This is a genomic window from Pseudomonas sp. JAI115, assembly GCF_014200835.1.
GTDB classification, from domain to species: Bacteria; Pseudomonadota; Gammaproteobacteria; order Pseudomonadales; family Pseudomonadaceae; genus Aquipseudomonas; species Aquipseudomonas putida_A.
The window spans coordinates 190740-202499 of the sequence record NZ_JACHCY010000001.1; the positions used below are offsets into that span (position 1 = coordinate 190740).

Below are 11760 nucleotides of genomic sequence, written 5' to 3' on the forward strand. Positions count from 1 at the left end.
ATTATGTATTTGGTGTGTGGCGAAGCCCTGTTCGATTTCTTCAGCGAAGATGATGCCAGCGGTCTGGCCTCGAAAGTCAATTTCAAGGCGATTGCCGGTGGCTCGCCGTTCAACGTCGCGGTCGGCTTGCGCCGTTTGGGTGTGGATTCGGCGCTGTTTGCCGGGTTGTCCACCGACTATCTGGGCCGACGTCTGCAGCAGGTGCTGCAGGATGAAGGTGTGCGTGCGGACTACCTGATCGACTTCGCCGCGCCAACCACGCTGGCGATGGTCGCGGTCGGCGCCAACGGTTCGCCGCATTACAGTTTTCGCGGCGAGGGCTGTGCTGATCGCCAATTAAGCCTCGCCCATCTGCCGCAACTGGGCGCTGAAGTCCGTGGTCTGCACATCGGCTCGTTCTCGCTGGTGGTGCAACCGATCGCCGACACCCTGCTGACCCTGGTGCAGCGCGAAAGCGGCAAGCGCCTGATCACCCTCGACCCCAACGTGCGCCTCAACCCGGAACCGAACATCGACCTGTGGCGCGAGCGCGTGGCGACCCTGGTGCAACTGGCCGACATGATCAAGGTCAGCGACGAAGACCTCAGCCTGTTGTATCCCGAGCAGGACCCAAAACGCGTGATCGAAGGCTGGCTGCAGCATCGCTGCCAGTTGGTGTTCCTCACCCGTGGCGGCGAAGGCGCCACCGTATTCAGCCGCGCCCACGGTTCGTGGTCGGTGCCAGCGTGCTCGGTGAAGATCGCGGATACCGTCGGCGCCGGCGATACCTTTCAAGCGGCGCTGATTACCTGGTTGACCGAGCAGGAACTGGATTCGGTCGAAGGGGTTCAACAACTCAGCCGCGAGCAGATCGACGCGATGCTCAGGTTTGCCGTACAGGCGGCCGCCCTTACGTGCAGCAAGACCGGTCCGGATTTGCCCTATCGTCACCAGTTGAGCTGAGCGCGTAGACTGTCGGCCTTTTTGCGCGCATGGGGATGACGGTTTGATGTCGGGGCGGACGGCGGGACTTTTGATACTGGCGGGACTACTCAGCGGCTGCGGCACCTCGCCGCCGCGTTCGCCGGAAGACATCTGCGAGATCTTCCGCGAGAAGAGCGACTGGTACGACGCGGCGCAAGTCACGCAAAAGCGCTGGGGCGTACCGATCCAGGTGCCCTTCGCGATCATGTATCAGGAGTCCGGCTACCGCTACGACGCCAAGACGCCGCGTAAATACCTGTTGTGGGTGATTCCGTGGGGCCGGGTATCGACAGCCGCCGGCTATGCCCAGGCCAAAGATGAAGTCTGGGCCGACTACCAGAAGAGTACCGGGCGCAACTGGGCCGACCGCGAAGACTTCGATGACGCCATCGATTTCGTCGGCTGGTACATGGACAAGACCACTTCGATCAACGGCGTGTACAAGTACGACGCCTACAACCAGTACCTGAACTACCACGAAGGCTGGGGCGGTTTCCGCAACAAGACCTACGCCAGCAAGGCCTGGCTGATGCCGACTGCGCGCAAGGTGCAGGCGCGCTCCGACGTGTATGCGCGGCAGTATGCCGGGTGCAAAGAGGATCTGAATCGCGGCTTCTGGAGCCGGTTCTGGCATTGGTTGTAGGGATGACTATCAGGCCCAATCGCGAGCAGGCTCACTCCTACAAGGGATCGATGGCGAACACGCTATCCGCGGCGACCAAAATTCCTTTGTAGGAGTGAGCCTGCTCGCGATAGCGGTCATCCAGGCGCCATAGTTCTCAGGGTTACAACACCGAAAAGTTGTAACTCACAATCAACCGGGTCTCATCCACATCCCGCGCAAACTTTTCATAGTTGGTGCGGTAAGTCGCATTGCGCAGGCGCAGGCTGACATCCTTGAACGTGCCCGTCTGGATCACGTATTTCAACTCGCTGTCGCGTTCCCACTCTTTGCCCTCCTGATCACTGCCCGGGACCTTGATGTGATCACCGTTGACATAGCGGGTCAGGAAGCTCAAACCGTTGATGCCGATGGCCTTGAAGTCATAGTCGTAACGCAACTGCCAGGAACGCTCCTGCGCCGCGGCGAAGTCGTTGACCTGCACGTAGTTGACCAGATACGGATTGCTGCCATCGAGGTACGGCATCGAGTTGTCGCCGTTCATGCGCTGCCAGCCGGCGCTGAAGGTGTGGCCGCTGATGCCGTACGAGAGCATGCCGCTCAAGGCGCGGTTGTCGATGGAGCCGGCTTTGGCATCTCCGCTGTCGGCGCTTTTCAGCAAACGCAGATCGGCCTTCAGCACACCGTCACCCAGCGGTTGGTTGCCGAGCAAACCAATGAAGTGCTGGCGATAGATGTCTTCCAGCTCGGCGTAGTGATACTGCGCGGTCAGGCGATCGTTGATCTTGTAGTCGAAGCCGTACATGTCGAAATGATCGGCGGTGGTGTTGCAGGCGTAGCGCTTGTTCTTGCAGTGCACGCGGATGTCTTGCGAATCGGTGGAGTCGCGCGCGGTGTACTTGTCCAGACGCGCAGCCATGAAGGTCAGATCCTTCACTTCTTTAGAGGTCAGCATCGCACCGTTGAACATGGTCGGCAGCAAGCGGCCGTCGTTGTACTTGAGCAGCGGCAGATCCGGCAGCAGTGCGCCGTACTTCAACACCGTGTCCGAGACCTTGACCTTGGCGGTCAGGCCCATTTTTGCGTACTGACCCTTCGAGCCGCGCGGGTTCTCGCCGCTGGACGGCAACAAGCCGCTGTTGCTGCGATCGGGGCTGGAATCGAGCTGAAACCCGAGCATGCCCAGCGCATCGATACCGAAGCCGACCGTACCCTCGGTGTAACCCGATTGCAGATTGAGAATAAAGCCTTGCGCCGACTCTTCACGCTTGGAAGCGCCCTGGTCACTGGAGGTATGCCCATCACGGAAATCGCGGTTGAAATACACCGTGCGCGATTCGATTTTCGCCGTGGTGTCTTCGAGAAAACCGCTGGCCTGAACCTGCGCGGCAAAACCGGCGCACAGCACAACGGCTCCGAAGCCAAACGACTGGCGCGGGGTGATGAGAGGGAATGGGGGACGCATGAAAAACTCCAACAGTACAGCGTTTGCGCCGGGGCGCAGTCAGCCAGAAAAATAGCTCCCGTCCCGGGTCAAAAACAGCCGGGAAGAAGTGGACACGCAGGGGTGAGTTACAATGATGGCAGATGGCTTTGACGGGCTGAAGGCGACTTTAGTCTGAAACTGACTGGCGATTCTTCGGCCTGCGATTGGCTCAAATCATGCGCTGACCAAGGGCTCACGACTGCGAAGCCCCCGGTTTCATTGGGTTTAAACGCCGTCATAGGGGTTTTCCCTATACAGCGCGGGACCCCTCTCTACGGCATTTGCGCCTTGAACGAGGCGGTTTAATCCTCCATCATCCGTCACCTGCTTATTCAATGGACGGAATTCAAGGCATGCTGGACGCCAACGCTACCCACATTACCCTTACCCTCGAAGGCGCCTCCGCCGACCTGCAAGTGCTCAGCTTCACCGGTCGCGAAGCCCTCAACGAGCCTTTCCGTTTCGACCTCGAACTGGTCAGCGCCCGCCCCGACCTGAAACTCGAAGAGCTGCTGCACAAGCCCGGCGTCCTGACCTTCGGCGCCACCGGCGAAGGCCAGATCCACGGTCTGGTGTACCGCATCGAGCAAGGCGATTCCGGCAAGACCATGACCCGCTACAGCATCAGCCTGGTGCCGCAACTGGCCTATCTGCGGCACAACCATGACCAGCAGATTTTCCAGAACCTCACGGTGCCGAAGATCATCGCCCAGGTGCTGGAAGATCGCGGCATTCTGGCCGACGCCTACAGCTTCCAGCTCAACGCCGAGTATCCGCAGCGCGATTACTGCGTGCAGTACGACGAGTCCGACCTGCATTTCATCCAGCGCCTGTGCGAAGAGGAAGGCATTCACTTCCACTTCCAGCACAGCAGCAGCGGGCACAAACTGGTGTTCGGCGACGATCAGACGGTGTTCCGCAAACTCAAGGCCGTGAGCTACCAGCAAGACTCCGGCATGAGCGCCGACAAACCGGTGATCAAGCGCTTCAACCTGCGCCTGGAAACCCGCACCACCCGCGTCAGCCGCCGCGATTACGACTTCGAAAAACCGAAGATCCTGCCCGAAGGTGCAGTCAAATCCGAGTTCGCCCCGGACCTTGAGGACTACGATTACCCCGGTCGTTTCACCACTCGCGAGCGCGGCAAATTCCTCTCGACCCGCGCCCTCGAACGTCATCGCAGCGACTACAAACTCGCCGAAGGCAAAGGTGACGAACCGACCCTGACCAGCGGCCACTTCCTGACCCTGGCCGAACACCCGCGCGCTGAATGGAACGACTTGTGGCTGCTGCTGGAAGTCTTCCACGAAGGCAAACAACCGCAAGTGCTCGGTGAAAACGTCACCAGCGACGTCACCGACAACAAAAGCGATTTCCACCAGGGCTACCGCAACAGCTTCCTCGCCACCCCGTGGGATGCGCACTACCGCCCTGCCCTCGAACACCCGAAACCCAAAGTCCTCGGCAGCCAGACCGCCATCGTCACCGGCCCGGCCGGCGAAGAGATCCACTGCGACCAGTACGGCCGCATCAAAGTCCAGTTCCACTGGGACCGCGACGGCCAGTCCGACGACAAAACCACCTGCTGGCTGCGCGTCGCCAGCGGCTGGGCCGGCGCCGCCTACGGCGGCATCGCCATCCCGCGCATCGGCATGGAAGTCCTCGTCACCTTCCTCGAAGGCGACCCCGACCAGCCACTCGTCACCGGCTGCCTGTACCACAAGGAAAACGTCGTCCCCTACGACCTGCCGGCAAACAAGACCCGCAGCACCTTCAAAACCCTCAGCTCCCCGGGCGGCAAGGGCTACAACGAGTTTCGGATTGAAGACAAAAAGGGTGTGGAGCAGATCTACATCCATGCGCAGCGGGATTGGGACGAGAACATCGAGCACGACCAGAAGATCCGCGTGGGCAATGAGCGGCATGACACGGTTGAGGCCAACACCTACAGCGAATTCAAAGTCGAAGAGCACCGCATCACCCATTTGAATCGTGTCAGTGAAATGCGCGCAGATGATCACCTGACCGTCGCAGTCACCCAGCACCTCAAAGTAGGCACAGCGCAATTCGTCGAAGCCGGCAGCGAAATCCATTACTACGCCGGCCAGAAAGTCGTCGTCGAAGGCGTAATGGAACTGACCGCCAAAGCGGGCGGCAGCTTCGTCAAGGTCGACGCCGGTGGCGTGACCATCAGCGGCGCCGAGGTGAAGGTCAATACCGGCGGTGCACCGGGTGTAGGTACGCCGGCCGCGCCGTTGCTGCCAGGGCCGATGAAGGTGGCGGATGCGGATAAGGCGGGCAAAGTCCTCATCCCGCTGCCCAAACGCCTCAACGAGTCCGGTATCACGCCGTTGTGCGGCAAACAAAGCAACGGCGCTTGCAGCCGTAAGGATTGCACATGCATGTAAAAGCACTGAGCGCCCTCCTCGAAGCGCCGCGCTACGCCTTCGAGGGTTTGCCGAAAGAAAGCTCCGACCTGAGCCTGTGTTTCATCATTGATCGCGTCCGTCAGCCAGAAGCCATGAGCCGCCTCTACCGGGTCGGCGAACCCGTCGACACTCAAGGCCTGTTCCTCAACACCGACTTCGCCGAAATCGCCGCTGACGGCCCTCTCTGGCTAGTCGCACCGTGGGGCAGTCGCCTCGCTGCAGAAGCGGCAGGTCTCTGCGAAGAGAACTTTGCCGGCATCGCCCTCACCACAGCAGATCCAGTCAAAGCACTTGCACACGCCCGCTGGCTCCTGCGTGCCAACGATGGCTCCGGCGGTCAAAGCCTGTTGAGTTATCACAAGCCAAGCCTGTGGGCCGCACTGGCCTACACCACCGCTGAACATTCACATCAGCTCTTCGGCCCTTGGCAACACGTATACAGCCCCGCACCGCTCCACTTCGGGCGCAATCGCGGTCGCTGGCTCAGTTGGCGTGCCCTTTCGGAACTTGAATGGCTGGGCGACGTTTCAGCGTTCAACCTGCCACCCTCAGCGCCAAAGGTTCAGGAGCATTTGGGATGGGTTTATTGGGCAGACGAGCAATACGCTGCCTACGGTGAACCTACCGACGAACAACTGCCCAACCTCGTGGAAAACCTCAGCGTGCTGGTTGCCCACAACATTTACGAAGGTCGTCATTTACTGAAACTGGGCCACGTCACTAACGGCCCGCTGCTCGAAACGCAGCCACAGGCAATGGCCATCCTGCAATCCAAGGAAGAGTCGTTCATCAAAGTGCAACAGTTGCAGCAACTCACTAACAGCGTTGCTTGATGACCCCGTCCGTAAAGAATGAATGGAAGCGAAATGGAAACTGAAATTTCAGAAGCACCCGAGGTAGATCTCAACGGACCACGTGCGAACGCGTCGACTTCAGCGGTACCGGTCGAAAGCAAGCCTGCTTTGGAACTTGATCCCCAGCCTGAGGCGCCTGACAGTTGCTCTAACGCGTTCGACGAAGTGAAGGCGGCCTGCTCGACGGAATATGGCGAAGTGATTTACGCCACCAAGGAAAAAATGTTCTACCTGTTGCCTAAGCGAGCGGCCAGCTCGATCAAAGAGGCGATGAATGAACTCGAGCAACACATCAGCGCCAGCAAGTCTCCGGAAGAACGACTCAAGGGAATGAACACCGCAGGGCTTCTAGAGTACTTTCTGGAGCCCAAACTGAGTAATTTCCTGCAAGGCGAGCAAAAAAGCCGAATGCTCGAAATCGAGGCTCAGGAACCCGATATCGCGCAGCCCACCATGGCTATGCGATTGAAGGCTGTCAGCCGAGAGGCCCGGAACTCCGCTGCTTTGGACAAACTGCCAGACCAAAGCGAATACGCTCGCAATCGGGAGCTTGCCAATCAACAGCAAGCGAGCCTGCTTGAAGCCAACTCTGACGGCCAGAAACTGCAGCGCCTCTACAACGAATGGAAGAAGCTGAAAGCGATTGCAGTTGCACAGGCAAAAATTGCTGGCTACACCTACGAGAGCGGCAACCTGTTTTCCCCGGGGGCGATCGAAGCAAGAAATCGCGTGCAGACTTACTTGAAAGCCCGCGCTGCGCTCACGAAGAGTGGCAAGTTGACGACTCTGAAGGAGGCAGACTTTCAGAAAGACAAAAAGGCTTATCTGGACGCCACAAACTGCGTAATCGATGGCAAAGCCCGGATGTGTGGTTATTTAAAGGAAGTCGCTAACGAGCGCAAAAAAGTCGAAAAAGACTTCTCTGCTTATATCGATGCGATTTTGAAAGTTGCCGACTACGGATTGGCCCTACCGGAGTTTGCGCTCATTCCTGAGACGGGTGACATCAGCGCAGGTGTCGAGAAGTTCAAAGCATATCTCGAGATGGAGCAGCAACAGATCAAGCTCACCGAGCAGATCCGCACGAAATATAAAGCCTGGATTGACGCCAGCGGCCAAAACGTCGCGCCCCCCACAGGAATCGTGGAAGCGGAGCAAGCAGAGTGGCAGCGCATCCAACAAGATCGCCTTAAACTCCGCGAAGACGCTGAAGCGGCGGTTGCTGCAGCCCTGCCATTACGACATCTCCTGTGGGAACCAGAGCAGTTTCAACCAAAACCGGAAGAGCGCTTGGTCAAAGCAGAATTTCCTTTGCGCGAAGTTGCACTTTTCAATAGTCCCAACAGTCCCGTTAAACACCTGAGTCTGCTCAATCTGGAGGGCATCACAAAGGTACTGAAAAAGGACGCGAGTGAAATCGGCGCCAAAGCAAGCAAGGACTTGAAGAAACTTCCGGGAAACAGCAACGGAAAAGCAACATCGGACACTGACGACAATCCTTTCCATGAGTGGCTGCGAGCGGAAGGTGCACTAGCCATCAAAGATCAGCAGAGTGACTGGTTTGATGAGAAAGGCTGGTTTGATGTAGAGCTGTTCCATTCTTACCTGAAGTCGAAAAACTACAAGGTCGAAACCTTTGAGGATGCAGGAGCCCGCAAGGACTGGGGACTTCGTCTTCGTCAGTTGCTCTTCAAAGAAGAAGTCAGAAGCTCGTTGCGCCTGTTCGACAATAGCCCCCAAGCGCAACTCGTGCGTTGCCTCACACCGCCGCAGTCATCAATCCACACTGGCGCTAAAATAAACGGCCCGACATTCAGTGTCGCGGATAACTTCAAAGCTTCCGCCAAGGCTGAAGCAAGCCTGGCCATTGACCTCGCACGTGGCGAAGTCGAACTGATGAAAATGGATCTTCCGGGCAGAGATCAGGCCAAAGACATCCTGATTCCTTACCTCGACTACGACAAAAATCGCAAAAACCTGAATCTCGGTCGGTTCTCCATCCACCTGGGCGCCAGAGCGTGGGGATACACGGGTGCCACTCTCCTTCTTTCCTCCAGCGTTCAGTTGGGACGTGCAAACGTACAAGGCGGCCTTAACCTTCCGGAAATCACCGACGCAGAACGTCCAGAAGCGACAAATTCAACCGCTGGAACTGCGAGAAGCGAACCGGTGCTGGAAGGCAATGCCGCCAAAATTCGAGTAGAGGACGGCGCCAAAGCTAAATTTAACCTCTTCGCGGGAGTGCAAGCAGGGATCCTGCTGACCGGCGCTTTGAACTGGGCACCACCGAAAGAAATAGCAGCCCTGCGCACCGCGCCAACACCCGGAATGGGTAACAGTGTCAACAGCACAAAGGCCAGCCAATGGTCCAGTCTTGCCAAACTTACTGCTGGTTTTACCGCCGCATACGGGCTAGGCACGAATGCAGACATCGGCATTTCTTTGCACGAAGGCCGCTTCATTATGCGGTTCAAGGCATCACTAATTGTCGGTGCGGGAGCGGGAGGCGAATTCCAGTTCGAAGTCGGTTATGACGGGGTTACTGACCTGATTAATCTCGTGCGTCGAGAAATCCACAAAAACCAGGATAAAACGCTAATTTTTGTAACCGATGATGCAGCTGATTACATAGACAAGCTTAACTTCCTTGGCGCTGCAGGCATGGAAGTTGCGATGTTTTATATGCAAGGCGTGGACATGGTGATGTCCTTATACGAGGCGTTAACTGGCGGTGGCAGAGGGGCGACGATTGCACATACGATCATGAACTATCGCAATCAAACTGAGCTTGAACAATGGATATTAGCAGCAACCCCTGGTGCGCTTGGCCCAATGCTCATGACACTAACCTCTGAGGCCAGCTCATTTAAGATTAGAGAGTATGGGATGCAGGAGACTGATATTAAACCTGCGGAAAAGGAATACTCAAAAGCCCAATGCCACTTAATCCAACAGCAAGCTATTGAGCGCATACTTGGACTGATTGTTCGCCAAGCTGAAACACAGGGAACAATCCCCCTTGCACAAGCACAATTTGAAGAGGCGTGCATGAGCATGAATCGCTTTGGGACAAAAGACGCCAGCGACCCTGAGCAAACTTATTGTGAAAATAGACTAGGAATTGATAACTTCATGTCTGAAGCCGTCCTAAGACTAGTTAGAGTAGATAATGACAGAATGCGCAGTCGATACAAAAAGCACGTTGAGGTGCTTGGCGCACGCCTGGATGGATATTGCAAGCGAATAAAATATTATGGCAATACATTCCTGCCGAGCGGTCAAGCTACTTATGTTGGCCCAAAGAATTAAAGAGAAGATTACTTATGTCAATCAAATCCATATTGTGCGCAGGATTATTTACCCTGACATTATGCAGCCAAGTGCATGCCGATCTTTCTTCATCACAAAAAGAGGCAAAAGAGAGAGGATTGGTACTTTATAACCAATACAAACCCGCAGCCGCAGAATTAAAAATTGCTGCAGAAGCAGGAGACGCCGAGGCGCAATATTATTTAGCGGAAGAACTTCGACAGCAAAAACAATACATTACTTCCGAGGCTCAAAAATGGTATGAATCTGCTGCTTTGCAAGGCGATTTGTACGCAATGTTAAGACTTGCGACATCAAACAATGACTTATGCGAGGTCATGAATAATTGTCCTCAAGGCTCGAAAAAACGCGCCGACTGGTTAGAATTATTAAATAAAGAGACCGTACGAAAGTCAGACGATGGTGACGGTGAGGCGATGTATATTAAATATCTGTCTTCTGGGAAATTAGAGTGGCTGGAAAAATCCGCAACAGCTAACTTCGCCAGAGGGCAGTGGCTTTTGGCAAATCGCTACAAAGAAGGTGAAAAATTTTTTCTGCCTTGGAAACGAACGGAAGAAGTCGGACGTTGGTTAAAAGCATCAGCTGAAAATGGTTTTCCCGCAGGAATGCTTGAATACTCCGCATTTCTTTATGAAAACGGCGGCGATATCGGGGTAGCCCGACATTGGATAGAAGAGGCGGCAAAAACGGGGTATGAGTCTGGCGTTAGTAGCTACGGAGCTTATCTTGCTCATGCCCCTTCTTTATATGACTTCCCGCTTGACCTAGTAAAAGGCTACGCACTGACATCGTTACTGAAGGAACTCGATGGCGGTGGAAACATACAGCCTTACGTAGATGAAGTTCTGCCGGAAATTGCTGAAAAAATGAGTGCTGAGCAGCTAATAGAAGCCAAGGTATTCGCTCAGCAGTGGAAAAGCACACATCCACCTCTATCCTTTTATCCCGGAAAATATGGATTTTGACAAAAAAGTCTTTATTGCGCCAAAGGAACGCATTTTAGAAAAATACTGTGTAAGCACGAAAACAGCTACATACCAAAATCGTCAGCAAGATACTCAGCTCCAGCGAGCAAACCAAATTGAAATTTATAAAATTATTCAACACCTCTCTTTGTATTTTCTTCATATTGCTCTGCAACACTGCGAATGCCGCTCTCACCCAGCAGCAAGAAGAAGCCAAAAAAAAAGGTATTGAACTTTACAATCAATACAAGGCTATTTCTGCAATCGAACCACTCAAAATAGCGGCCGAAGGCGGTGATGATGAAGCACTTTATTATCTGGGTGAGGCATTAAGAAAAAACAACCGCTTCATGACTCCGGAAGCTAAAAAAGCATATGAAAGTTCCGCAAGAAAGGGGAATATCTACTCTATGATTCGCCTCGGGAGAATTGGAGACGACTTGTGTTCAACCATGAAAAACTGTCCACCGGGTGAAGAATCTCCTAGCAGTTGGGTAATCAAAGCTAAAAGCCTTGCAACTCAACGATCAACGCAGGGAGATAGCGAATCAATGTACCTGTTATATGAAATGACAGGGAACGATGACTGGTTGGAGAAATCAGCAGAGAACGGATTCGCATTTGCACAGTTCCGTCTGGCGACTAAATACCAGGAAGGAAGTGGTTCATTTTTACTACCCTCTAGGCGCAACCAAGCTATCGAACGATGGATGAAGGCCTCTGCGGAAAATGGTTACCCACCTGCGATGATGGGGTTAGCCGCGATCATGATCGAAAAAAAAGATTTAGCCTCGTTCAGAAGCTGGAACGAAAAAGCAGCTGAGTCGAGCTTCGTAGAAGGTGTATTTGGATATGCATCCTACATAGGCGAAGAGAACTCAAAATACGGCTTCGTATTCGACCCGATAAAATCACATGCTTTACTGTCAAACCTGCTGGAACTTAATGGCGGAGGCAATGTAATACGAGACGTCAATGACACCTTCCCCGATATAGAAAAAAACATGTCAAAAGCACAAATAGAAATAGCGAAAGACCTCGCAAAAACGTGGAAGGCCAACCACCCGCCTCTCTCGTTCTACCCTGACAAGCTAGGATATTAATTTTA

General features: G+C 54.7%; 8 protein-coding genes. 7 read left to right on the plus strand and 1 reads right to left on the minus strand.

Going from position 1 to position 11760, the window contains the following annotated elements; genetic code table 11:
- Window positions 1–3 precede the first annotated feature (3 nt).
- Together HDC30_RS00805 and HDC30_RS00810 are read left to right on the plus strand one after the other, a co-directional pair.
- On the plus strand, window positions 4–942 hold the full coding sequence (locus HDC30_RS00805; protein ID WP_183779982.1) for a carbohydrate kinase: 939 nt from the start codon (window positions 4–6) through the stop codon (window positions 940–942).
- Window positions 943–988: 46 nt separating this feature from the next.
- Complete coding sequence (locus tag HDC30_RS00810; protein ID WP_371260334.1) at window positions 989–1606, plus strand: hypothetical protein; 618 nt, start codon at window positions 989–991, stop codon at window positions 1604–1606.
- Window positions 1607–1748: 142 nt separating this feature from the next.
- Here HDC30_RS00810 and HDC30_RS00815 read toward each other — a convergent pair whose 3' ends face one another.
- Window positions 1749–3050: an OprD family porin gene (locus HDC30_RS00815; RefSeq protein ID WP_096796571.1), complete on the minus strand. Its 1302-nt coding sequence runs from the start codon at window positions 3048–3050 to the stop codon at window positions 1749–1751.
- 374 nt (window positions 3051–3424) lie between these two features.
- On the opposite strand from HDC30_RS00815, the gene HDC30_RS00820 reads away from it, so the two are divergent.
- The 5 genes from HDC30_RS00820 to HDC30_RS00840 all read left to right on the plus strand — a co-directional run bounded on the left by HDC30_RS00820 (window position 3425) and on the right by HDC30_RS00840 (window position 11755).
- Window positions 3425–5479, plus strand: coding sequence for a type VI secretion system tip protein VgrG (locus HDC30_RS00820; RefSeq protein ID WP_183779985.1), 2055 nt, complete (start codon window positions 3425–3427; stop codon window positions 5477–5479).
- On the plus strand, window positions 5470–6333 hold the full coding sequence (locus tag HDC30_RS00825) for a DUF4123 domain-containing protein (protein WP_183779988.1): 864 nt from the start codon (window positions 5470–5472) through the stop codon (window positions 6331–6333). The genes HDC30_RS00820 and HDC30_RS00825 overlap by 10 nt, the downstream gene beginning before the upstream one ends.
- Before the next feature lie 33 nt (window positions 6334–6366).
- Entirely contained in the window at window positions 6367–9663 is a 3297-nt protein-coding gene (locus HDC30_RS00830; protein ID WP_260319854.1) for a hypothetical protein, read from the plus strand.
- Between the two features lie 14 nt (window positions 9664–9677).
- Window positions 9678–10652 carry a tetratricopeptide repeat protein gene (locus HDC30_RS00835; RefSeq protein WP_183779994.1) on the plus strand — a complete coding sequence of 325 codons (975 nt, stop codon included), beginning with the start codon at window positions 9678–9680 and terminating at the stop codon, window positions 10650–10652.
- 116 nt (window positions 10653–10768) lie between these two features.
- Entirely contained in the window at window positions 10769–11755 is a 987-nt protein-coding gene (locus HDC30_RS00840) for a tetratricopeptide repeat protein (RefSeq protein ID WP_247267404.1), read from the plus strand.
- The last annotated feature ends 5 nt before the right edge of the window (window positions 11756–11760 follow it).